Below are 22,544 nucleotides of genomic sequence, written 5' to 3'. Positions count from 1 at the left end.
TGGATATTTTTCATATTACTTACGCAGATTCTCTCTCTGCTTCTGCCTGAATAATGCGTTTCAACCTGTCCTCCGCAGTCAAACCGCTACTATGGTCAAAAAACACTTTGACTTTATAATTTGTTTTGCCTTGCTTAATCACAAAAACTCCATCCGGTTTGTTTTTCTCCGAATGGTTATTTGGGGTGGGTAGTGTACTGTTCACAATATTTGTCATACGATATTCCTCCTTGAATGAAAAAGCCCGACAAGGAAAGGTCTGACAACGAAGTTCCGACAACGGACATCAGAAAACCTTTTTTCTTTATCGGGCGATACTATCTTTTTACTATTTCCTTTTTCTTTATAATATTGGTTGTCATGGTTGTCAGAGAGGGAAAAGTGCCGCAATATCAAGGCTTTCGGGATTTTCGCCCGACAACCAGACCGACAACCGGCTCGACAACCGAAGCGACAATTGGCTTTTATTTTTGCTTCAACCATTCTTCCGGAAGTCCTAACTGTTCCATTTCCTCTGTCGGGATTTCCTGAAAACCATCCATGCTGTTGTCAGGCTCGTTGTCGTTCCTGATACGCTCCCAGCCTTTTTGTCTGCGGTAAGGCTCTGGAAAATACCTAGGATTGCTGAACGCCCTCCAGCCTGTGACAGCGTTATTCATAATGTCGTTGATCTCTCGCAGTTCCCATTGTTTCGGTTCGTCATAATCATGCCCCAGTGCTTCCTTATAAAGCTGTTTGGAACAGACCATGCTGCCGGAATAGCGTTCCAAATAGTCTAAAATCTGTCCTGCCTTTGTGTCCTCCGGCATAAAGTCCTTTTGGTGGGCTTTCAGATAAGCGTTCATAGCCGGACTGAATCTCAGACGGAAATTGCCGCTTCTGTAAATCTCCATAGCTTCTGCCCACATCTGATTGATATACTCTCTGGAAGCCTGTTCATCTGCCAAAATATGAACCTCAGCCCTTTCAGGATAGACCATAACCGGAACGAAGCGGCGGTTGCCTGTTCTGTCAAGGGGAAGAAAGTCAAGGGTATTAGAAGAACCTCCAAACACACATTGTCGTTTTCTGTCTGCCGGATGTGTTTCATAGGGTATCTTATAGGTTTCCTTTTGGCGGCTCAGAAAGGACTTGATTTCTTCAATGCTCTTAGCGTTGGCGGTTGCAATCATTTCCGACATTTCAATAATCCAATGCCCCTGCATTTTGCGGTACACATTTTCATCATCCAGCTTTTTCAAGTCATCAGAGAACCAATCATCATTGACCGCAAGCAAACGGAAGAAAGAGGACTTTCCGGCTCCCTGACCGCCCACAAGGCAGAGCATTACCTCAAATTTGCACCCCGGCTTAAAGGCTCGTGAGATAGCTCCCAGCAGAAACAACTTCAATGCTTCATAGGTGTAATCATCTGTATCAGAACCGAGAAAACGGTGCAGACAGAAGCGTATGCGTTCCGTTCCGTCCCATTGCAGGGCATTGAGAAAATCACAGACAGGGTGGTAACGGTTTTCATTAGCAATAACCGCAACTGCGTCTATGATTTTCTTCTCTACGGTCAATCCATAGTTTTCTTCAAAATATAGGAGCAGATATTTCACATCCACATCTGTCAATGTCGGGCTGTCACGATACCAGCCGAGGGACTTCACAATGTCGATTCTTTCGGTCAGAAGATTTTTTCGGATAGCCCCTTTCAAAAGTGGGTCATATTGCAGAACACGCTTATAATTTGCGGCAGTATTATAAACCTTACCTTTCTCGCTCTGCTCTAAGCTGTTTCGGATTTCTTCTACTGTACATGGTTCTGTCTGCTGACAGTTCTGCAATTCGCTGTTCAAGTTTTAACACCTCCTTTCTCTGTTCTGCCACAAGTGCTTTTCGTTCCTCCAATGAACCATACAGAAGAATATCAAGCAGATATTCGATATAGTTCTTCCTATGCAGTGCTTCTGCAAACAGGGGATTCCATTCCTCATCCGGCTGTTTAGGAGCGTATTTCTTTTCCCATTCTCTAAGAAGATGAAAATAATCTGTCAGCACCTTGTAGCAATGATTTTCTTCTTTTTGATATTTCTGCTCCGGTGTCGGCTCACGAATACGAGGGCGGACACTGGGCTTTTGTCGGCTGTCATAGTTAAGACCAAAATCTTCAGCAAGTTTGACAGCAGCTTCCCTCAGCCCGATACCGAATAGCTTCGCTGTCAGATCAACAGCATCTCCGGTTGCTCCGCAGCCAAAACAGTAATAGCGTTCATCCAGCTTCATACTGGGGGACTTATCCGAGTGAAACGGACAACACGCCATACCTGTGCGACCCACTTTCAAGCCATAGGCTTCTGCGGCTTGTCGGGCAGTAACATTTTCTTTTACAACTTCAAATACATTCATGTGACTCCTTTCCTGAAACGAAAAAAGCACCTGTCATTTTCAAAGTGAAAACAGCAAGTGCTTTAGAGTTCCATATTCAATTTGGGGTGCAAAAAAGCAGGAGACCTTTTCGGATCTCCTGCTTAGTAAAGCTGTGAAGATTTAATTGTAGTCAGTTTTTCTTATACCATCCGAAATTTATACTTTAATGTTCTCTCATAACAAAAATCAATTTTGTCCTCCAACAAAAATACCGTTTGGGGGATTATCCCATATAAAATTATCCTCAGCCACTTCGCTCTCCAATGCAATTTCAATTTTATATATCCCCACATTTTGGGCATTTTCATCATCCTCACTATACATATAAAAATTCATACAATACCTTTCCTTCTCTGTCAATATGAGATACATACCATCCAATTCCGTTTTCCTTTTACCATAGTTGCTTTCACTTGATGATGCACAATCGCCCTCAAAACTTTGGATACTGCCCTCAATATAATCGAAAAAAGCAGAGATTTCAGTGTCTAAATTCTCAATGTTCTTTTTGCTTTCTTCGGAAAATAGAGATTTGAGTTTCTCTGAATCCTGTTGCTTATATGCCTCAATAACTTGTTGACATATTTTATCCGTTTCATTTTGTTCAGAGCTAAACCAGTCATTGAAATACTTGTTAGAGCAGCCTGTTAAACCGAGTATAATAATCACACTGGAAAACAACAATACCTTTTTCATATAATTACATCCTTTACTTGATAATTGCAAAATCACTTATTGGATTAAGGTCATTACAAAAAAATTTCTTACTATCATTATACTTCATCAACCTAAAGAATGGAAGATATTTTCCTGCTCCCTAAAGCAAAAGCACCTGTCATTTTCAAAACGAAAATAGCAAGTGCCTTAAAGTTCCATATCCTGTTTTTTGCTTTTCGCCGGAATTGTCCGGCTGACTTCACGCTCTGCCATTTCCTTCTTCTTGCGGCTCAACTGCTCTATAATGGAACTTTTGGCTTTCTTCTTGATTTGCTCCGTTCCGGCTTTTTTGACCTCCGGTTTCATCAGCGTAGTTTGGATTTTCTGAATAGTTGATTTCATAGCATTTGTGATTCTGGCAATCACGCCATCCAATCGTTTCACTGCATACTCAACTTCTTTCTTTGAAGCCTTACGCTCAGGGGAGAGAACCCACGCCTTAGACTGCTCCACCAGCTTAATATCCTCCTTGTGCGTTTCCAGTTTTACAGTATCAGCAACGACCTCAACCGCCTTGTCATAGGCAATATCGGCAACCTCGTCCACCAAAGCTTCCACATCTTCAATCTTCATCGTGAGTTCTTCCAACTTTTGCTCCTGTGCTGCCAGTTGCTCCTTTTGCTTGAAAAGAATATAGTCCTGTTTTTCCAGATATGCACGACCACCATATTCCGGTTCTTCTTCCAGTTGTAAGCCATGCTTTTTCGCCACATCAAACAGCAACACTCGGCAAGCTGAATCGAAAGTCATCTTGCGGTTGTTTTTTCTTCCGACTGGCTTCTCCGGTTCCGGCAGTTCAAACCCCAATGCTTCCAAAGCCTTTTCCTGTTGTGGGGCAATCTCTCCATATTGATTTTCACAGTCGAACACATGACGCTCGTGAATATGAGGGGTGCTTTCATCCAAGTGCAGCGCCCAATTCAGGATATGGACATGAGAGCCGAAACGCTCATTTGCGATTTCCATAAATTCTGTGACGATCTCAATGAGCAATTCCGGCGGAACATGATTGTCAAGCGTTCCAATCTGATAGACCGTTTCCTCTGGACAGGTCTTTTTGCTTTTGAGTAAATCTCCAGTTTCCTTATTTCTTTCAGGGTGTCGGTTCTTCACATTTCTTTCATTCTGTCCTGTTACAAAATCATGATACCGCTGACGATAAAAAAGCTGTTCCACATCTTCAAAAGTGGCAGACAGCTCATTTTCCTTTTCGGGATTTTTGAAATTGCGGAAGCCATTGTAACAGTCCCAATAGAGATTTAGTTTGGCTCGTTCTTCGTCAATGTGTTCGCTGTTGGCAATGTCAAAACTGCGGTCATTGTGCTTCGGATTATAAACGCCATTCTTTCCGGCTCGTCCATTGTGTCTTGTTAATTTCACATGAGTTCCTCCTTTTCTTTTTGATTTCCCCGACAGGGGAGAAGGGCAGCGAAGCTGATTCCTTGCGGCTTTCTGCGTCAAGTAATACCCAGTACTAAGTGGCGAAACGCCACTTAACTGGGCAAGGCTGCCGCCCTTGACCTGCACAGGGGTATTGCATTCCCTGTACCCATGCACAAAGGGTTGCACCCTCTGTACTCCCGCCCGAACAAACTGACTTCGCCCCGTCCCAAGCTCTGTCAGTTCCTTCGGTTTTACAAAACAGTCCACCGGACTATTTTGCAAAAAGAAAAACCGACGCATGATCGCTTTACGCTCAATACATCGGTTTCTTCATCTGACCTTAACGGTCATATTCAGTTGTGGCAGATTAGACAATTTGAAAAATTACTCTGGCATATCTACTGAATAACTTAGATTGTTTCCTCTCTTATCGCTCTTTAAATCATCATAATACCATAGATACATCGTTCTGTCATATACATTGATTTCAATAACACCATCTGGCTTTTGACCTTCTACTTCTAATGAGTAAATTTCCTTATCATGTGCATAGCCAAAAACAAATCTGGTATCTGGATAATTTGGATTCAAGTCCTGTTGAAAATCACTTAATTTTAAAGATGAATGAATTAGTTCTGTAATATCAGATATAAGAATGCTATCCGCTTTAGTTGTAACCGGTGTAGCATTCATAAACGCATATTGTACACTTGCTTCATCCACCTGTTTTTTGCAGCGTGCCATCACAAAACCTTGAACGGGATTGTTATCACTTCCTGCTCGATAGAAAATCGTATCATACTGTTTGCCATTCCATATATGCAATATTTCATCAACATGATTAAGAAAATCTTCTGGAACAGAAAATTCTTCATTTTCAGCATTCAAAGGAGAATTCAAAATAGCTTCTTCGACAGAACTATAATATATGAGTTCAGAATCCTTTTTATCGTAATCACTCAAATTGAATTCGACATATGCATTGTCTTTATTGTCATCTTCCGGAACATAAGTATAGCGACCATTTTCAATATGGTCATCATAATCAACAAACAGTCCAATACATATCAGCGCTGCAAAAATCAAAAAAACTATTCCTACAATGATTAGCAATATTTTCAAAAATTTTTTCATACAAAAGTCCACCTTCTTGCTTCATTTCAGTAAATTATATCATACCGATATGAACAATTCAATTCACGCTCTATCAAGTAGTTTTTTACTTACCTATAACGCACATTTCCGCAAAATCCATAGTCTCCGATACTTTCCTCACAGGCGATATACAGTCGGAATTCTGTCAGCTCATGAAATAAGAAAAACCGACGCATGAACGCTTTACGCTCAATACATCGGTTTCTTTATCTGACCTTGACGGTCATATTCAGTTGTCTAACATCGTACTGTTATAAAATCTATGTCATTTACGATTTTTCTTATGCTGATTTGCCCAGTAAGATTTTACAGGGATTCTTCTTCTCTCTATATCCTCCATAAATTCTTCTTTGTCAATATTACTATCAATGGTAAATAATTTTTCTCCATTTACATATACACGCATAGAACCTTTCTTTCTCTCGCAATAGGTAATGTCTTCAAAGTGAAAAGTTCTCTTTCTGCCAAAAGTTGAACGCCATGTGATTTCATCTCCGTTCACTTCCAGTTTCCACATTACCATATTGACTATTCCGCTTATGCCTACTAAAAAAAATATTCCAAATATACAAATGACAAACATATCTTCTTTTTCCCTAAGACTCATAGCCGTACAACAAGCAAAAAATATTGTACCTACGATAAATGCCACGACAAGGAATTTCTCTGTTTTTATTGTATAATGCGTTCTAATTATTCCCTTTTTCTGTTCTTCCTCTCGTTCTTTAGCTCTCTTTTGTTGAAGATTTACAAGATATTTCAAAAGAAGAAGTACAACTAAATAGGGACCTATTTGTGTAATTATATTAAAACACATTCGTAAAAAATCATTCATTTTGCCCTCCATAGTCCCAGATATATAAAAATGATTGTTTGAAATCGAGCATTAAAAACCTCAATTTTTCATATTTTATTATACTTCATCAACTTAAAGAATGGAAGAAAAAATTTTGTGTGCAGAGTTCCTGTTCAAGCCTTGTAACGCACATTTCTGCAAAATCCATAGTCCCCGATACTTTCCTTGCAGACGATAGGCAACGGTCAAAACATCAGGTCTGCACCTGACATTTTAACCGCATATCAGCCCTGATTATCACATTGTCCCTGCTGGCTGTTCAGCCCATGCTTTTTCGCATATTCACTGGCTTTCTGTCTGCGTTCCTCACTGTAAGGCGGCAGGAAACGGATAGACAGACGGGACTTTGCCAGCTCATAAGAAACACCGCCTTGAACATTGGATTTTTCCAGTCGGCAAAGGTCAGGGTACTTCTTAGCAAAAGCAGCCAACCTCTTTTTCAATCCGGCGTTGTGGGTGTAGATATTTGCCTTGTCCTCGCCCTCATTAAAGAGAACGATTGTTTCTTTCTCAATCTTCGTCAGTCTCGTCATAGCAGCCCTCCCTATGGTTTTTCAACACACGCAGCTTGCAGTAAAAGCAGCGATACCACCTTTCAACACCCTCAGCACTCAGCTTGACGGAAAGCATATAAAACAGCTTTTTCGCCACTGGATCGGGTGCAAGGGCAGCTACCATACGCAAACGCTCGACAGTTGCTTTCAGGTTCGGACAGCCAAAGGCATAAAGGGCTTCCATTTCATTCCGGTTCATCTTCATTGTGTTTTCCTCCTTAAAGTTTGATAAATGAAAAGCGACAGACACTTCATAAGGAAATACCTGTCGCTTCGTTTACGATACAAATTTGTTGGTTTTGGACTTGATAAAATCAGCAGTAAATCATTTCCTGTCTGATGATTTCTTCGGCTCGGTTACGGATAGAGTTCATGGACTGTACCCACAACATCTGATTGTCTGCTTTCATGGTTTCGGTCACGCCCTCGGCTTGTTTCATCTGCTCAATGATAAGGCTGCACCTTTCCGTTGCCTGTTCGTTCAGATCAGCAAGGTAAGTATGCAGTTCGCCGGATAAACAGAGGGCAGAGAACCTTGCAGGGCGGTACTGCTCCAAATATGTCCTGTGCAGTCTGCCCCACATACCGATAGGGCGGTGTTCCTCCGGTAGCTTCAAGTCCGGCACATAGTAATCACCCACAAGAACATAGTCCAGACCGTTGCTTTCGTCATGGATTCGTGATTTCAATTCTGTCATGCTATTTTTTCTCCTTTCACTTTTTGCCGATTTGATTTGCTTGTGGCGTTCTGTTCAACACACACATTGCTATCAGAACTTTTTTCTTCTGCTATACGCTCATGCTCCGCAAATTCTTTTGATTTCTCACGAATCTTTTTCATATACTTACGATTGGATTCTCGTTTTCTGCGAAGTCGTTCCGCCTCTTTTTCAGCAGCAATCCTTTCTTCCTCTGTTGGTTCATGCTGCTCCACAGGTACTTGAAATTGCCCGACATAGTTAAGATATATCTCCACCTCTGTGGTGCGGTCTGCACCTTTTCCTTGTGGCTCGTGAACCAGAATTTTGTCGATAAATTCATTTATCATGGCAGGAGTAAGTTCTGTAATGTTCTCATACTTTTTAACCAGCTTTAGAAAACGCTCCACATTATTTTGACCGCCTATAATCCGTTGCATATCAGCGGTGTCAGTCTCAATAATCTTGTTCAGCTCGTTCTGCTCATTTTCATAATCAGTAAGCATACTCTGAAAAAGCCTGTCCGGCAATCTTCCAATCACATTATCTTCATAGATTTTCCTGATAAGCATATCCAGTTCGTGAACTCGCTTCTGATTTCTTTCAATGCGGTTTTTTACAGTTTCAGAAGCAGCAATATCTTTCATCGCCGATTCTTCTTGCAGAGAATAAACAAACTCCCGCTCATTCAAAGAAACATAATGGCAAGTCTCCTGTATGGTTTTCAGAATGATGCTTTTAAGTGCTTTTGTTGAAATATGGTGGCAAGTACAATGTCGGTCATACTTCTGATAAGCAAGATTATATGTGGAACATTCATAACAATCTGCCGGATTGGAATAACTTGTCCTTTTTTCGCCTTTGGCAGTATAGTATATTCTTTCTCGCCCTTTCCGCTGCCTGTGATTATACATCGGCGCACCACAATCAGCACAGTAAATCTTTCCGGTCAGAACATTAGGCTCGCCCATAGGATCTGCTTTTCTTACATTCTGTCTTAACTTTTGAGCAAGCAGCCATGTTTCTTCATCGACAATAGGCTCTTGTGTATCATCAAAAACCACCCAATCTTCCTTATCTGCCCTTTTCGTCTTTTTGTCCTTATAGGAATTTTTGAATGTCCTGAAATTGACAGTCTTTCCGATATACTCTGGTCGGGCAATCAGAGTAGTAACCTGATTTCCTCGCCACATATACGGATTTTCTTTGTCATAGTTGCTTGCATGATTTCCAAGTCCCTTTTTGCCAAGATAATAAGATGGTCTTTCTATTTTTTCTTCTGAAAGTTCTCTTGCTATCTGATAAGGTCCTTTTCCCTCAATAGTCATGCGATAAATTCTGCGGACTACTTCAGCAGCTTCTTCATCAATAATCCAATGGTCGGGGTTTTCGGGGTCTTTCAAATAGCCGTATGGTGGGATATTACTTGTATGAGCGTTGCCGGAAGAACCTCTGGATTTCAGTACAGCTTTAATTTTCTTACTTGTGTCCCTGACAAACCACTCATTCATGATATTCAGAAAAGGGGCAAACTCACTGGTTTCTTGACGGTCACTGTCAATACCATTATTGATTGCTATAAATCGAACTTCCTTTTCTCTAAACAGAATGTCAGTGAAAAAACCTACTTGCAGATGATCTCTGCCAATTCTGGACATATCCTTGCAGATACAGGCAGTGATTTCTCCGTTTTTAACACCTTCAACAAGTCTGTTCCATGAAGGTCTGTCAAAGGTCGCTCCACTCCAACCATCATCGGTAAAATGAACAAGATTCGTAAAGCCATGTTTTATAGCATAATCTTCAAGCATTTGCTTTTGATGAACGATACTGTTACTCTCTCCAGCATTATCATCATCACGAGACAGTCTTTCATACAAAGCAGTAATGCCATTGCTTCTATCTTTTTTTCTTCTCATGCTGAACTCCTTTCTTCAATTCCTATCCACTCCTTACGCTCACAAAATATCACATCCGTAAAGTGCTGAGGTGGACTGCTTTTACCTTCTTTGACGATTGCCGCAGCAACCAAAAGGGTCTGTCCTTCGGTCAGCTCCGGCAGGGCTTTCTCTGCGCCATCTTTTTTCGGCTCTGCATCCTTCATTTTGGCACGGTAAGCGTCCTCCAGTGCTTTCCATCCGGGATGCTTCACCGTTTTTCCTTTGGCGGTAAACTCCCCATCGGCACACGCTGCAATCACAACGGTTTCCGAATAGATATGGGGCTGGGCTACGGCGCACAGCAGGCGCAGGGCCACCAACTCCAGCACCGCTTTTTCTCCCGCAGGAAGGGCAGAAAAGTCTGCATCCTTGAGATTTCTGGTAGGGATTACTGCGTGGTGGTCGGTTACTTTCTTATCGTTGATGACCGTATGCGGATCACAGGTAATGGCGATCCCTTTGCGAAACGGCATGGCGTTGGCAACCAGATTGACCAGCACCGGCAGGCTATCTGCCATATCACCGGTCAGATAGCGGCTGTCAGTACGGGGATAGGTGCAGAGCTTCTTTTCATACAGGCTTTGCAGATAGTCCAGGGTCTGCTGGGCTGTAAATCCAAGCAGGCGGTTGGCATCTCTTTGCAGAGTAGTCAGGTCATAGAGGGCAGGCGGCTTTTCGGACTTTTCCTTGCACTCCACCTTTTTGATTGTGACAGCTGCCCCCTGGCAGGCTTCTTTCAACTGCTCAGCAGCGGCCTTATTCGCCATGCGCTCCCCGGATACGGTAAGACCGGGCAGCTCCAGCGCCACGGTATAAAAGGGAATCGACTGAAAGGTGTCGATCTCAGCTTCTCGCTGAACAATAAGCGCCAGCGTCGGGGACATCACGCGCCCGATGTTGAGGGTTCGGTGATACAGCACGGAAAAAAGCCTTGTCGCATTGATCCCCACCAGCCAGTCGGCCTTGGCACGGCAGAGGGCAGCATCCCGAAGTCCGTCATAATCCGCACCGGGGCGCAGGTTTGCAAAGCCTTCCCTTATGGCAGAGTCCTCCATCGAAGAAATCCAGAGCCTTTTCATCGGCTTCTTGCAACCTGCCAGCTCATAGACGCTGCGGAAGATCAACTCGCCCTCGCGTCCGGCATCGCAGGCATTTACCACCTCCGAAACATCCGGGGCATTCATCAGCTTTTTGAGAATATCAAACTGCTTTTTCTTATCCTTTCCCACCACCATCTGCCAATACTCCGGCAGGATAGGCAGATCATCATATCGCCACTTGGCATACTTTGGGTCATAGCTGTCTGCATCCGCAAGACCGGCCAGGTGGCCCACGCACCAGCTGACACGCCAACCGTTGCCCTCCAGATACCCGTCCTTACGGACGGTTGCGCCGATCACCGCCGCCAAACTCTGGGCAACTGATGGTTTTTCGGCAATTACCAATTTATGTTGAGCCATGATGGTTCCTCCTCTCTTTGAGCCATCGGGACATTTCCCGGTGACAGATACCTACGCAGGGTCTTCCATAATTCCCGCAACCATAGCAGGGGTGGCTGTGGGGTAAAGAAGGAGGACGGGAAGTTTCCTTCCCGCCCTCCGGCCTGCGTGTCATCATGCGTTCATAGGGACTGTCTGTGAATCGTGTCATTTCACGCTGTCCTCGTCATCTTCTTCTGTGCTGCCCCCGTCAACGTCCGGTTCGTCCGACTCCTCATCCTCGGTTTCCCATTCCTCGGAATCTTCCTCGCCATAATCATAATCGTCCAGACTGTCATTGCCCTTGGTCTTAGGCTTGTTCTTAACGAGCTTCAAGTAGGCAAATACGCCACCGCCTCCCAGCAGAGCCAGCAAAAGGACCAGCGCAGCCGGGTTCAATCCGGCAGGCTTCTCCTTTTCCGGCTCCGATGTTTCTGCCGGAGGTTCCGGTGCTTTGCCCGTACATTTACTCTTATCAGTTGCGCAGACCGGGCAGGCCGTATTGACCGCCCCTGCTTCACATTTTGTTGAACAGCTGCATACCGCAGGCATCTCCTCTTTGGTTTTTCCATCTTCCATCAGCGCCGCAAGGTCTGCATCGTCCACCTGATTCAGAAAGTGAACAGCAGTCTCCTTGTCCTCATTCGCCCTATCAATCAAGATGTAAAAGTAATTTCCAGCTTTGGTCGTAACAGTAATAAGCTGCTTATTGCCTCCAAAATCATCCACCAATGCCGCATTCCCCTCCGGTGTAAGTGCCGGTGCCGGTTCTGTTTCTTCCACAATCACATTGCTGTCATTGGTAGAATCCTCTGCCGGTGCCGCCGGAGCCTGTTCTGACCCCTGTGCGAAAGCAGGGATTGTAAAGCCAAATGCCACAACCATTGTCAGGCAAAGGGCGGAAAGTGTTTTGCAAATTCTTTTATTCTTCATAAGCGGTAGCCTCCTGATTATTTGATTCCGACAGTGCTGTATCTCTGCCGTGGTTCATTCCACCGGAAAGCATAGCGTTCAGCTGTGCTGGAGTCATGCGTAACGCACGAACCATCTGAACGATTTCCAGATTCTCTGCCTCCGTTTTCTGTGCTTCCAAGGTCTTGAGCTTTTCCTGATATTCCGCAATCTTCTCACGGGTTTTCTCAATTTCCTGGTCGATACGTTCAATTTTGTTTTTTGCCATAACCGTTCACTCCTTTCCACAAAGTCTGTTACCAGTTCATCAGGCCGTAGCCCTTAATACTTTGATAATTCAGGTCATAACTTTTGATCTTGCAGGCATCGCCGGAATTTCCCTCCACGGTATAAACACGGCTGCCATCCGTACCGATCACGATACCCACATGGTCTGCTGTCCCATCCAAATCCCAATCAAAGAAAATTGCATCTCCGGGAGCCAGATTGTTATAGCCTCTTGCACCCCATTGTCCATGAGACTGGAACCACGGAACGCCCTGCCACTCACAGCCTGCAAAGCGCGGTTCACTTTTTCCAGCCTGGTTATAACACCAGGATACAAAGCAGGCGCACCACTCCACGCGGCTGTCAAAGCCATACCAGCTCCAATAAGGATAGCCGCCCACATTGCCGACCTGACGCTTGGCCAGCTCCACCAACTGCGGATTTCCGGGACGGGTTCCATTTACGAACTGCACACCGGTCAAGTCCTCGGAATTGCTCATGTCAGGGGAACCACCGCCAAACAACAGCGGCTTATTGCCCATGGTCTGCCGGTAAACCTGATACATTTCCATCTGCTCCGGGGTCAGTAACTCCGACGCCACAGCGGAAATGGGCTTGCTGGTGAGTTTCACATTCAAAATGTAATACTCATAGGGGACTTCTTCTGAGGTGGTCTCGCCGGTCTCCGGGTCGGTGGAGGTCTCCGTGCGGTAGCGAATCTCCACTTCCTCAGTAAGCGTCAGCTGATACTGTGCTGCAAACACACGCGCCAGCTCTGCCTGAGCGCTCTGCTGGGTGTAACCTTGCAAGACGGCAGACAGAAATGCTGCCAGCTCATGAGGGTCATGGCCGATCATACCAAGGTCATAGCGATACTCGTCATACCCTGGGTGGCTGCTTTCAATGTTGTCGATTTCCTCCTGCAACTGGACTTCTCTGGCTGCATAATCTGCCTCCACTGCCAGCATTTCCGGGTCATCCGACGGATAAGTGGTGCCGGAGAGAACGGAACCGATGCTCTGCGCCATCATGGAGCAGGAGGACATGGTATTCATCAGCATACAGGTAACGAGGAACAAAACCCCTGCCATCAGGAAACCCTTCTTGTGGCGCATGACGAACGCCCCTGCCTGCTGTGCCTTTTCTTTTACCGTCCTTACGGCTTTTCCGGTTTTGGATGCAGCCTGGGCGGTATTTCCGGCAGTCTGACCGGCGTGTTTGGCGGCGGCATACTGCTTTTTAATGGCCTGCTTTTGCTGCCAGCGGGAAAACGGATTGCTGGCAAACTGGGGATTTTCCTGCAAAGATTTCTGGTACAGAACATTTACATTTGCCTTTTCCAGTTGACGCTCTGCCTGTGCTGCTTTGCGGTACGGCTTCAGCTTGTGGCTGCGATAGCCCTCCCGCACCAGATAAGCGCCAGTCTCCACCGCTTCCTCGGACTTGTGGGCGCTTTCCACGCCCACATTGTCCTGCTCTGTTTCCCGGATCTCTTTGTGGAGCTTGCCCGCAACCAGATGGACGGGAGCTTCCCTGACTCCTTGAGAAACTTTGGAAGGTGGCTTTTTCTTGTCCTCAAAGGTCAGCTTCGAGGTCTTTTTTCCGGTATTCGGGTCAATGACCGTCTGCCTGACCTTTTTCTTCGGAATATTGGCCTGCGCCTTATCTGCTCTGGCCGCAGCTTTCTCCGCTTTACGGATTGGCTTTTCCAGTGCAGGGTCAGACCGTTCCTCATCAGTAAAGCGCAGGCGCGGTTCCTTATTCAAACCATTCTCCCAGCATGAGGGAGGACATCATGTAGTGCAGCTCTGCATAAATGGCCATTCCCACCGGATCGTTGAACATACAGCCGGACAGGTAGGCATAAAACTGTGCCACCACATCGGACAGAATCTTCGCTTCGGTTCCTTCCAGAACCAGTCCCCCCATACCTTCTTTGGCACGGATGGTGCTCCAGACCTCTGCCAGACGGAGCAGCCCCACCTGACCGGTCTCATTCAGTTCGGCTGCCTGATCTGCCGCCGTGCGGCACTCACTTACCGCATCGGCCATGACCGTAAGCAGCTGGCTGCGCTGGGCATTTACCGCCCTGTCAAAAAACATCAGCGGGTTTTTATTCAAAATGTTGGGGTTCATAATCATTCATCCTCCTTTTTCAATTCTTGAGGTTTGGTGGTCATAATGCGGTAAAGTTCGGTGTTCTTCGGGAAGTGGTCTACAAACGGCAGGATCGTGGAGCCATAGAACAGCAGGCCCTCGCCCTCACCGGAGTGGGTCACATAAGATAATTGGTGTGTGGAAATACCCAGCTGCTTGGCGAGGATCTGACGGTCTCCGCCTGCCTGGTTGAGCATATACACGAAGTCAGAATTTTCAAAGATATTTTCCACCTCGCGGCTGCTCAAAAGGTCTTTGACATTCTGGGTGATACCTGTCGGAATACCGCCCCATTTTCTGAATCGCTTCCAAATTTCCACCGTATAGGCGGCGGTCTGCTCCTCCTTCAAAAGCAGGTGCATCTCGTCGATGTAGTAGCGGGTAGACTTGTGAGCGGCACGGTTGATGGTAACGCGGTTCCACACCTGATCCTGTACCACCAGCATACCGATTTTCTTGAGCTGCTTGCCCAGTTCCTTGATGTCATAGCAGACAATCCGGTTATCAATGTCCACATTGCTCTGATGATTGAACACATTCAAAGAACCCGTTACATAGATTTCCAATGCCGTTGCAATGTACTGAGCTTCTTTTTCTTCCTGCTCCCGCAGCAAGTTATAAAGGTCCTCCAAAATCGGCATATTCTCCGGCTTTGGGTCATTGAGATATTCGTTGTAAACCAGCCGTACACAACGGTCAATAATGGTTTTCTGCACCGGCTGCAAGCCCTCCTTACCGCCCACGATCAGCTCACACAAGCTGAGGATAAAGTCAGACTTGAGTGACAGCGGGCTTTCATCATCCGAATAGTCCAGATTCAGATCCATCGGATTGATATAGTTGGTTGAAGTAGGTGAGATCTTGATGACCTGCCCATGCAGACGCTCAACAAGAGGTGCGTACTCCGCTTCCGGGTCACAGATAATGACATCATCACTGGTAAGCAAAAAGCAGTTGGCAATTTCTCGTTTTGCGCTGAAGGACTTACCGGAACCTGGCGTACCCAAAATCAAGCCGTTTGGATTTTTCAGCAGCTTTCGATCCACCATGATGAGGTTGTTGGACAGAGCATTGATGCCGTAGTACAGAGCTTCTTTCCCGTTCTGGAACAGTTCCTGCGTAGTAAAGGGCACAAAGATAGCTGTGGAACTGGTGGTCAGTCCTCGCTGAATCTCAATCTGATTGATACCCAGAGGCAGACAGCTCATCAGCCCTTCTTCCTGCTGGAAGTCCAGCCTGGTCAGCTGACAGTTATACTTCTGGGCAATAGAGCCTGCCTGAAAGATGTTGTTGCCAAGCTGACGGGGATTGTCCGCTGTGTTCAGCACCAGAAAGGTCAAAAGGAACATTCTCTCGTTGCGGCTCTGCAAATCCTGCAAGAGTTTTTTTGCTTCACTGCCGTAGGTAGCAAGGTCAGATGGAATGATGTCCATGTCGTATCCGGCACGGACTGCTTTTTTCTGTTCCTCGATCTTGCTGCGGTCCAGGTCGGTAATCTTCCGCTTTACCGTTTTGATGGCTTTCACCTGATCCACCGACTGAATGTGCATACTCACAATGAGCGAGCTTTCCATATCCAGAAAATCAGCCAGCAAACGGTCATTCAGTTCCGGTGCGAGAATCTGCAAAAAAGAAACAGTCCCGTATTTCTTACCCATACGGAACTGCTTGCCGGTGCGGAACTCAAAGGAGCTTGGTGCAATAAAATCCTTTGTGGACAGACCGGAAGGAGCCAGCCAGTCCCATTCAAACTGAAACGGGAGTTGTTCATCCATGTGGAATACCGCATGAAGCTGAAAAAGCCTTTCTTTACCGTCCAGCGTTCTGGCAGCTACACCAAGACGCTTGAAGTTATTAAGTATATCGGTCTCAATACGCTCCAGACGGGGCTTGGCGGCTTTGATGCTGTCCGCGTCGATACCAAAGGTCAGGTATTTGGTCTTGATGAGACCGTTGTTACCTCTGGCCAGCTGATTTTGCAGCATTGTGGTGTATTCCTCGCGGATACTGTCAAAGGCGTCCCTCTGGGGCGGGATGGAAATGGAGTTAGCAAAGGTCTCCTCCGATGCCGCAAGGTTCAAAAAAGACAGCTGGAAATGAATCGAGCTATCAAAATAATTGAGGAAATCACACCAACCCTCAAAGATTGCCGTCTTATCTTCGTTTTGGGAGAGCTGATAGTTGATGTCCTGAAACTGGATGGTCTTTGTGTAGTGGCTGTCCGATACGCGGCAGATTCCGTCCGGCCACATCCGTTCATAAGGGATACTGTCCTGCGCAGATTTTCCTTTTTTGTCCGTGCGGTTAGCGCGGGCAATGGCCGCTTCGATCTGCTTCTTATCGGCGCGGGACAGTTTTTTCTTTGTCTTTACCGGCTGCACAGTTTTTTCCTCGGTTTTTCCGAACATCCGATGCAGCCATTTTTTTATTGCGGTGAACAATGTCATACACCTCCTTATCGAGCATTTCCTGCCGCTTTAATACGGCATAAAAGTTGTTGGTCTGGTAGGGACGCTGCTTGGGACGGATCACAGCTACTTTGAGAATGTTGCCCACGATCTTTTCCAGCGGCTGTCCATGCTTTTCGTACATAGCCAGCATAAAGAAGGGCAGCATAACCAGCATCATACACATAGCCGCTACACTGTTTCCGGTAGGTTTTCTGAGCAAAAAGAAAAGCGGTACGCCAATAAGCGCTCCGCCCGTGAAGCAGATAAGCTGCCGCTTGGTCAGATTGAACATGACCTTTGTTTTGACTTTTGTTAAGTCCTTGGGTACGGGTACATAAGCCAATGTGGAAACCTCCTTCCGTTTTAGTGCGCCTGAAAGACTGATTTGGCGAGACTGCCGGTTTTGAACAGCGTAAAACATAGCAGTACAGTGTAGCCCACGCAGCTCCAGATTGCCATGATGATGTCATCTTCCATAGCGATGTTCTGCACCAGCACAGCATAAATTGCCACGCAGACGATAATGAGAAACGCCTGAAAGCCCAGTGCCAGCAGGGATCGGAGGTAATTCTGTCCCATACCGCCCCATTCTTTGCCCATCATTGCAGCCATTGGAACGGGAGCCACCGAAGTTACAAGGTAGATCTCGATCATACGGCCATAAATAACGATAAAGATACAGATATACAACGCCCACATGGTAATGCCAATAAAGAGGGATTGGAACCACAGTCCGAACAGCGGTCCCAAATCCATTTCCATCAGCCTCGGTTCCAGATCGGTCATAACTGAGGAAATGTCAATGGACGCATCCGAATTGATAATCCCTGCCGCCTGCGCCACCACGCTCTGCGCCATATCAAAGACGCCCATCACGATATTCCATGTGTTTGTGACAATGAGGATGGCGGCAGCTGATTTGAACACCCACTTGAAAATCATCCAGGTATCCACATCATGCAGGTTGTTCTTGTCTGCAATCATCTGGATCAGGTCTACGGTCATCACGATAGCCAGGATCACACCTGCAATCGGCACCATGATGGAGTTTGACAGATTCTCAATCATATTGAAAATACTGCCATTCCATCCCTGTGGGGTCTGTCCTACCTGTACGGATATATCCGCGACCTGTTGGTTTACGCTGTCAAACATCCCCGAAAGGTTGCTCATAATACCGCCCACCAGCATTTCTTTCAGCCAATTTGTCAGGGCTTCAAGTAAGAAATCCATACGGTGTCAACCTCCTTTCCGCCGCCCCCGCAGAACTGCGGGAGCGGCAAGGATTTCATGCAGGAACGCTTAGACAGAGAACAGCCCGGAGAGCAGAGGTACAAGGACCATGCCGACTACGGCTACACCGGCGCCGGCCATGAGCTGTTTTATCCCCAATTAGGTGTAAAATTCTGCTCGATGGCGGGCGGCGGCGTACAAAAATCTATATGGTGTTTTTAAGAGAACCATCCAGGCGGGACAGGTCAGGCAGTGACCTGTTCCACCTCCGGGATGGGTTTGAGATTAAAATGAATTTCGATAGAAATGTGTCTTGTTTTATCTTCGTCAATGCGCTCATGCACGACGATTTCTTTGATTAAGCGGTTAAGGGTGGCTGCATCCAGCTCTGTGATGTTGGCGTATTCCTGAATGGCTTCCACCCATTGTTTTGCATCATTGGCAAGCTGGACTTCATCGGACAGCCGCTTTCTGCCCTCGGACACTTTTGTTTTAAGCTCCGTCTGCTCGGTCTGCGTCTTTTCCAGCATGGTGTTGAAGTTCTGCTCACTGATACGCCCTGCAATCATATCCTCATAAAGCCGCATTACCATTTTGTCCAGAACCTCAATCCGTTCCTCGTCCCTTGTAAGGGAGCGTTCCATTGCTTCCCGCTGTTCCCGCTGCTCGGCTTCACAGGTATTGGTCAGGCGGTCGGCAACCGCTTCTCCGTCCATCAGGGCAGCTCTGGCACATTCCCGGATTTTCCGCAGCACATGACTGTAAAGGGTGTCATAATCAATCCGGTGCTGGGTGCAGTGGTTCTTTCCAAAGGCATTGTAGGTCTTGCAGGAGTAAATCCGCTGGGGATGTTTTGCGTTTGTGTAGCGTATCGTCAGCGACTTCCCACACTCGCCGCATTTTATCAGTCCGGCAAACAGGCTGATTTCATTGGTCTGCCCCGGACGCTGGCGGGATTTCAGCTTGTTCTGCACAATATCAAAGCTCATGCGGTCAATCAGCGGTTCGTGCTGTCCCTCAACCACAACCCAGTCCTCCGGTTTCTTTTCCCCAATCGTGCCGATTTTGAAGCGGTAGTCTTTTTTCTGGGAAGCAATCGCCCCGGTGTAGACGGGATTCATCAAAAGGTCTTTGATAACGGAGAAGTCCCACATATACCGCCCGTTTTCCGGGTCTTTCTTTTCCCATTTGGTGCGGGTATTGCGAAGCCCCCGTTCCCGGTTCCACCATGTGGGGCAGGGGATTTTTTCTTCCTCCAGCCGTCTGCGGATATAGTTCGGACCATGACCGTTTAGGGCATATCCGAAAATCAGCCGCACAATCGGGGCGGTTTCCTCGTCAATGAGCAGATGGTTTTTGTCCTCCGGGTCTTTCCGATACCCAAACGGGGCAAGACACCCGGTAAACTGTCCTTTCTGCGCTTTCAGAAGATAAGAGGAATGGACTTTCTTGGAAATATCCTTGCTGTACATCTCGTTCAGGATATTCTTGAACGGGGCAATGTCGTTGTTATCCCGTAAGGTGTCGATACCGTCATTCATGGCGATATAGCGCACCCCGTTTCTTGGGAAAAAGTCCTCAATCAAATGCCCGGTTTGCAGATAGTTACGCCCCAGTCGGCTGAGGTCTTTCGTGATAACAAGGTTGATTTGCCTGCGCTCAATGGATCTCAACATTCTCTGTAAATCAGGACGCTCCATATTAAGACCTGTGAAGCCATCGTCCTGATAGACTGCCACAACCTCCCATCCCTGCTTTTCGCAGTATTTTTCCAGCATATCACGCTGGTTTGCGATACTGGCACTTTCGCCTTGCAGGTCATCGTCCTTTGACAGTCTGCAATAGACCGCTGCACGATAGCCCCCGGCAAGTGCCGAACCGATTGTTCTGTATTCCATTTCGTTCATCATAGCCATTTACCCACACAATCCAGACGGTATCCGGCTCTTTTGAACCTCATCTTCATTATACTTCAATTCTTTCTTTTTAGCAAGATATTCTTTTGTATTTGTCTTGCCGTATTTCTGGGAAATCAGGCTGACGAACACATCGGTGGCGTCCAGCTCCCCGTCAAATACAGTGGTCACATGAATCTCTGTTTTGTTTTTTGCCATAGGCAGTTATCCTCCATACATGAAAATAGCCAGACAGAGGGTGTCGGCAACGAAGTCCGGCAACGGGCTTCAAAAGACCTTGCAAACAATCTCAATCTGGCGGTGGTTACTATTTATACTTTTCTTTTATTTTTCTGTTGTTTTGGTTGTCATAGGGGAGAAAAGCCCGCAGTTATGGGTTTTTCCCCGGCAACCGGCTCGGCAACGGGATAGCAACGAAGTCGGCAACGGGCTGTCATTTTCAGAATGGAAGCTCCATCTGCTCCGTGACCTCCACAAAACCGTCCATAGATTTTTCGGGCGGGTTGTCGGTGTCCGTTGCCGGGATTTCACGCTCCCAGCCCTTTTGTCTGCCATATTCCGCAAACATTCTTGGATTGGAAAAGTAGTTCCACCCGGTAATGCACTGGTTCATTATCTCGTTGATTTCCCGGATTTCCCATTGCTTCGGCTCGTCAAAGGTGTGATTTAAGGCTTCCTTGTAGAGCTGCTTGGAACAGACCGTTTCCCCGGTGTACTTATCAAGGTAAGCCTGTATCATCCCGGCTTTGGTGTCCTCCGGCATAAAATCCCGCTGGTGTTCTTTGAGATACCGCTGCATGGCTGGGCTGAATGACAGCTTGTACCTGCCGCTTCGGTAAATCTCCATTGCTTCCGCCCACATCTGGCTGATATAGGCTCTGGAAGCGGCTTCGTCCTCCAAAATGTGAACCTCGGCTTGCTCCGGGTACACCATGACCGGGATAAATCGGCGGTTGCCGGAACGGTCAAGGGGGAGAAAGTCAAGGGCGTTGGAAGTACCGCCGAACACGCACTGACGGGGACGGTCTGCCGGGTGGGTTTCATAGGGTATCTTATAAACCTCTTTCTGTCGGCTTAGAAAAGACTTGATTTCCTCAATGCTCTTGGCATTGGCGGTTGCCATCATTTCCGACATTTCAATTATCCAGTGACCTTGCAGCTTGCGGTACACGTTATCATCGTCCAGCTTCCGCAAATCATCGGAAAACCACTCGTCCCGGACTGCCAGCAGACGGAAGAAGGTGGACTTGCCAGCCCCCTGACCGCCTACCAGACACAGCATGATTTCAAACTTGCTTCCGGGCTTAAATGCCCTTGTAATCGCCCCCAAAAGAAACAGCTTTAGGGCTTCATAGGTGTAATCGTCCACATCCGCCCCCAGAAAGTGCCGCAGACAGAAGCGGATGCGCTCCGTCCCGTCCCATGCAAGGCTGTTCAGAAAATCCCGGATGGGGTGGTACTTATTCTCATTCGCCACAATCCCGATGGCGGTTTCAATCTTTTTCTCACTGGTCAGCCCGTAGGTTTCCTCCAGATAGAGAAGCAGATACTTCATGTCTGTATCGGTCAGGGCTGTGCTTTCTCTGTGAAAACCGATGGGCTTTATGATGTCCTTTCGGTCGGTCAGGATGTTATAGGCGATTGCCCCGGCAAGCACCGGGTCACGCTGGAATACGGTCAGGCAGTTCCGTATGCTCTGGCGGACACCGCCTTTCTCGGTGGTTTCCAGAGTTGCCTTTACTTCCTCAACGCTCTGGGGCGGCTGCATGGCGTTCATGGTGTTTTTTAGTTCTTGCTGCGTCTGCGGCGGCAAGCTCTGCCATTCGCTGTTCAAGCTGTATCACATCCTTTCCATGTTCCGTAATCAGTGAAGCGATTTCCTCCGTATCCCCAAACAGCAGCACATCCAGCAGATATTCCACATGGGCTTGCTTCTGCAAGGCTTCCACGAACCGGGGATGAAACGCTTCCTCCGGGGAGTGCGGGGCATAGTCGGTTTTCCATACCCGTAAGAGGTGTAGATAATCGGCAAGGACACGGAAGCAATGTGCCTTTGCTTCCCGGAACTGTTCTTCCGGGGATTTCTGCCGGGGCTTGGGCTTCCTTGCCCTGCCCGGTGGCTTCCAGTCCTCATAGGCAAGCCCGAAGTCACTCGCCAACTGTGCGGCGGCTTCCTTTTTCCCCAGCCCGTACAGGGCAGCTACAAAATCAATCACATCCCCATCTGCACCACATCCGAAGCAGTGGAAACGCTTGTCCAGCTTCATGCTGGGGGTCTTATCGTTGTGGAACGGGCAGCAAGCCATCCCGTTTCTGTTTACCCGGATTCCGTAATGCTCCGCAGCCTGTCTTGTCGTAACGGACTGCTTCACAGCTTCAAATACATTCAAATCAATTCCTCCTTGTAAAAAAGAAA

The 22,544-nt window shown here is 46.9% G+C and carries 24 protein-coding genes and 1 pseudogene; all 25 read right to left on the bottom strand.

Features of this window, described 5'->3' with window-relative positions:
- Positions 1-19 precede the first annotated feature (19 nt).
- The 25 genes and pseudogenes from NQ560_RS03120 to NQ560_RS03000 all read right to left on the bottom strand — a co-directional run bounded on the left by NQ560_RS03120 (position 20) and on the right by NQ560_RS03000 (position 22,518).
- Positions 20-217 (bottom strand): hypothetical protein, encoded by a 198-nt coding sequence (locus tag NQ560_RS03120; RefSeq protein WP_005335835.1) that lies wholly within the window; start codon positions 215-217, stop codon positions 20-22.
- A 247-nt stretch (positions 218-464) separates the two neighbouring features.
- Positions 465-1,841 carry a virulence-associated E family protein gene (locus tag NQ560_RS03115; protein WP_052302935.1) on the bottom strand — a complete coding sequence of 459 codons (1,377 nt, stop codon included), beginning with the start codon at positions 1,839-1,841 and terminating at the stop codon, positions 465-467.
- The gene (locus tag NQ560_RS03110) at positions 1,753-2,391 is read right to left on the bottom strand and encodes a CHC2 zinc finger domain-containing protein (RefSeq protein ID WP_005335840.1); all 639 of its coding nucleotides are present in this window, start codon (positions 2,389-2,391) and stop codon (positions 1,753-1,755) included. The genes NQ560_RS03115 and NQ560_RS03110 overlap by 89 nt, the downstream gene beginning before the upstream one ends.
- Before the next feature lie 207 nt (positions 2,392-2,598).
- A complete protein-coding gene (locus NQ560_RS03105; RefSeq protein ID WP_005335841.1) occupies positions 2,599-3,108 on the bottom strand; it encodes a DUF5104 domain-containing protein in 510 nt (169 codons plus the stop codon).
- A 168-nt stretch (positions 3,109-3,276) separates the two neighbouring features.
- Positions 3,277-4,812, bottom strand: a complete 1,536-nt coding sequence (locus NQ560_RS03100; protein WP_005335843.1) for a plasmid recombination protein — start codon at positions 4,810-4,812, stop codon at positions 3,277-3,279.
- Positions 4,813-4,896: 84 nt separating this feature from the next.
- Positions 4,897-5,646, bottom strand: coding sequence for a hypothetical protein (locus NQ560_RS03095; RefSeq protein ID WP_005335846.1), 750 nt, complete (start codon positions 5,644-5,646; stop codon positions 4,897-4,899).
- Between the two features lie 286 nt (positions 5,647-5,932).
- Positions 5,933-6,502 (bottom strand): DUF6560 family protein, encoded by a 570-nt coding sequence (locus NQ560_RS03090; RefSeq protein WP_009255109.1) that lies wholly within the window; start codon positions 6,500-6,502, stop codon positions 5,933-5,935.
- 245 nt (positions 6,503-6,747) lie between these two features.
- On the bottom strand, positions 6,748-7,056 hold the full coding sequence (locus NQ560_RS03085; RefSeq protein ID WP_005335851.1) for a hypothetical protein: 309 nt from the start codon (positions 7,054-7,056) through the stop codon (positions 6,748-6,750).
- The gene (locus NQ560_RS03080) at positions 7,034-7,282 is read right to left on the bottom strand and encodes a hypothetical protein (protein WP_005930789.1); all 249 of its coding nucleotides are present in this window, start codon (positions 7,280-7,282) and stop codon (positions 7,034-7,036) included. Before NQ560_RS03080 ends, NQ560_RS03085 begins: the two co-directional genes overlap by 23 nt.
- Before the next feature lie 109 nt (positions 7,283-7,391).
- Positions 7,392-7,775 carry a TnpV protein gene (locus tag NQ560_RS03075; RefSeq protein WP_005335855.1) on the bottom strand — a complete coding sequence of 128 codons (384 nt, stop codon included), beginning with the start codon at positions 7,773-7,775 and terminating at the stop codon, positions 7,392-7,394.
- The gene (locus NQ560_RS03070; protein WP_005335857.1) at positions 7,772-9,694 is read right to left on the bottom strand and encodes a recombinase family protein; all 1,923 of its coding nucleotides are present in this window, start codon (positions 9,692-9,694) and stop codon (positions 7,772-7,774) included. The genes NQ560_RS03075 and NQ560_RS03070 overlap by 4 nt, the downstream gene beginning before the upstream one ends.
- Before the next feature lie 11 nt (positions 9,695-9,705).
- A pseudogene (locus NQ560_RS03065) lies at positions 9,706-11,175 on the bottom strand (DNA topoisomerase); the annotation flags it as partial.
- The gene (locus tag NQ560_RS03060; protein WP_009003368.1) at positions 11,162-11,365 is read right to left on the bottom strand and encodes a hypothetical protein; all 204 of its coding nucleotides are present in this window, start codon (positions 11,363-11,365) and stop codon (positions 11,162-11,164) included. The pseudogene NQ560_RS03065 and the gene NQ560_RS03060, both read right to left, overlap by 14 nt.
- A complete protein-coding gene (locus tag NQ560_RS03055) occupies positions 11,362-12,126 on the bottom strand; it encodes a DUF4366 domain-containing protein (protein ID WP_005335860.1) in 765 nt (254 codons plus the stop codon). The genes NQ560_RS03060 and NQ560_RS03055 overlap by 4 nt, the downstream gene beginning before the upstream one ends.
- Entirely contained in the window at positions 12,116-12,373 is a 258-nt protein-coding gene (locus tag NQ560_RS03050; protein WP_002576231.1) for a DUF4315 family protein, read from the bottom strand. The genes NQ560_RS03055 and NQ560_RS03050 overlap by 11 nt, the downstream gene beginning before the upstream one ends.
- A 28-nt stretch (positions 12,374-12,401) precedes the next feature.
- A complete protein-coding gene (locus NQ560_RS03045) occupies positions 12,402-14,138 on the bottom strand; it encodes a C40 family peptidase (protein WP_005335861.1) in 1,737 nt (578 codons plus the stop codon).
- A complete protein-coding gene (locus NQ560_RS03040; RefSeq protein ID WP_005335863.1) occupies positions 14,131-14,514 on the bottom strand; it encodes a DUF3851 domain-containing protein in 384 nt (127 codons plus the stop codon). The genes NQ560_RS03045 and NQ560_RS03040 overlap by 8 nt, the downstream gene beginning before the upstream one ends.
- Entirely contained in the window at positions 14,511-16,910 is a 2,400-nt protein-coding gene (locus tag NQ560_RS03035) for a VirB4-like conjugal transfer ATPase, CD1110 family (RefSeq protein ID WP_005335864.1), read from the bottom strand. The genes NQ560_RS03040 and NQ560_RS03035 overlap by 4 nt, the downstream gene beginning before the upstream one ends.
- A complete protein-coding gene (locus NQ560_RS03030) occupies positions 16,867-17,322 on the bottom strand; it encodes a PrgI family protein (protein WP_005335865.1) in 456 nt (151 codons plus the stop codon). Before NQ560_RS03030 ends, NQ560_RS03035 begins: the two co-directional genes overlap by 44 nt.
- 20 nt (positions 17,323-17,342) lie before the next feature.
- On the bottom strand, positions 17,343-18,212 hold the full coding sequence (locus tag NQ560_RS03025) for a VirB6/TrbL-like conjugal transfer protein, CD1112 family (RefSeq protein WP_005335866.1): 870 nt from the start codon (positions 18,210-18,212) through the stop codon (positions 17,343-17,345).
- A gap of 69 nt (positions 18,213-18,281) precedes the next feature.
- On the bottom strand, positions 18,282-18,353 hold the full coding sequence (locus NQ560_RS03020; RefSeq protein WP_118736852.1) for a hypothetical protein: 72 nt from the start codon (positions 18,351-18,353) through the stop codon (positions 18,282-18,284).
- Between the two features lie 104 nt (positions 18,354-18,457).
- On the bottom strand, positions 18,458-20,128 hold the full coding sequence (locus NQ560_RS03015; RefSeq protein ID WP_005335872.1) for a recombinase family protein: 1,671 nt from the start codon (positions 20,126-20,128) through the stop codon (positions 18,458-18,460).
- The gene (locus NQ560_RS03010; protein WP_002595102.1) at positions 20,129-20,326 is read right to left on the bottom strand and encodes a hypothetical protein; all 198 of its coding nucleotides are present in this window, start codon (positions 20,324-20,326) and stop codon (positions 20,129-20,131) included.
- A gap of 241 nt (positions 20,327-20,567) precedes the next feature.
- Positions 20,568-21,905: a virulence-associated E family protein gene (locus NQ560_RS03005; protein WP_007047420.1), complete on the bottom strand. Its 1,338-nt coding sequence runs from the start codon at positions 21,903-21,905 to the stop codon at positions 20,568-20,570.
- Positions 21,874-22,518 carry a CHC2 zinc finger domain-containing protein gene (locus tag NQ560_RS03000; RefSeq protein WP_002595104.1) on the bottom strand — a complete coding sequence of 215 codons (645 nt, stop codon included), beginning with the start codon at positions 22,516-22,518 and terminating at the stop codon, positions 21,874-21,876. Before NQ560_RS03000 ends, NQ560_RS03005 begins: the two co-directional genes overlap by 32 nt.
- Positions 22,519-22,544: the final 26 nt, after the last annotated feature.

The sequence above is a fragment of the Dorea formicigenerans genome (genome assembly GCF_025150245.1).
GTDB classification, from domain to species: Bacteria; Bacillota; Clostridia; order Lachnospirales; family Lachnospiraceae; genus Dorea; species Dorea formicigenerans.
The sequence above is the reverse complement of the archived record's forward strand: the minus strand, read 5'-3'. Positions and strand labels throughout refer to the sequence as shown.

Coding starts and splice junctions, on each gene's coding strand:
- NQ560_RS03070 (WP_005335857.1), bottom strand. CDS start 9,694: ATGAGAAGAAAAAAAGATAGAAGCAATGGCATTACTGCTTTGTATGAA.
- NQ560_RS03080 (WP_005930789.1), bottom strand. CDS start 7,282: ATGAAGATGAACCGGAATGAAATGGAAGCCCTTTATGCCTTTGGCTGT.
- NQ560_RS03100 (WP_005335843.1), bottom strand. CDS start 4,812: ATGCGTCGGTTTTTCTTTTTGCAAAATAGTCCGGTGGACTGTTTTGTA.
- NQ560_RS03060 (WP_009003368.1), bottom strand. CDS start 11,365: ATGACACGATTCACAGACAGTCCCTATGAACGCATGATGACACGCAGG.
- NQ560_RS03085 (WP_005335851.1), bottom strand. CDS start 7,056: ATGACGAGACTGACGAAGATTGAGAAAGAAACAATCGTTCTCTTTAAT.
- NQ560_RS03025 (WP_005335866.1), bottom strand. CDS start 18,212: ATGGATTTCTTACTTGAAGCCCTGACAAATTGGCTGAAAGAAATGCTG.
- NQ560_RS03040 (WP_005335863.1), bottom strand. CDS start 14,514: ATGATTATGAACCCCAACATTTTGAATAAAAACCCGCTGATGTTTTTT.
- NQ560_RS03110 (WP_005335840.1), bottom strand. CDS start 2,391: ATGAATGTATTTGAAGTTGTAAAAGAAAATGTTACTGCCCGACAAGCC.
- NQ560_RS03075 (WP_005335855.1), bottom strand. CDS start 7,775: ATGACAGAATTGAAATCACGAATCCATGACGAAAGCAACGGTCTGGAC.
- NQ560_RS03095 (WP_005335846.1), bottom strand. CDS start 5,646: ATGAAAAAATTTTTGAAAATATTGCTAATCATTGTAGGAATAGTTTTT.
- NQ560_RS03090 (WP_009255109.1), bottom strand. CDS start 6,502: ATGAATGATTTTTTACGAATGTGTTTTAATATAATTACACAAATAGGT.
- NQ560_RS03010 (WP_002595102.1), bottom strand. CDS start 20,326: ATGGCAAAAAACAAAACAGAGATTCATGTGACCACTGTATTTGACGGG.
- NQ560_RS03105 (WP_005335841.1), bottom strand. CDS start 3,108: ATGAAAAAGGTATTGTTGTTTTCCAGTGTGATTATTATACTCGGTTTA.
- NQ560_RS03015 (WP_005335872.1), bottom strand. CDS start 20,128: ATGGCTATGATGAACGAAATGGAATACAGAACAATCGGTTCGGCACTT.
- NQ560_RS03005 (WP_007047420.1), bottom strand. CDS start 21,905: ATGAACGCCATGCAGCCGCCCCAGAGCGTTGAGGAAGTAAAGGCAACT.
- NQ560_RS03120 (WP_005335835.1), bottom strand. CDS start 217: ATGACAAATATTGTGAACAGTACACTACCCACCCCAAATAACCATTCG.
- NQ560_RS03050 (WP_002576231.1), bottom strand. CDS start 12,373: ATGGCAAAAAACAAAATTGAACGTATCGACCAGGAAATTGAGAAAACC.
- NQ560_RS03055 (WP_005335860.1), bottom strand. CDS start 12,126: ATGAAGAATAAAAGAATTTGCAAAACACTTTCCGCCCTTTGCCTGACA.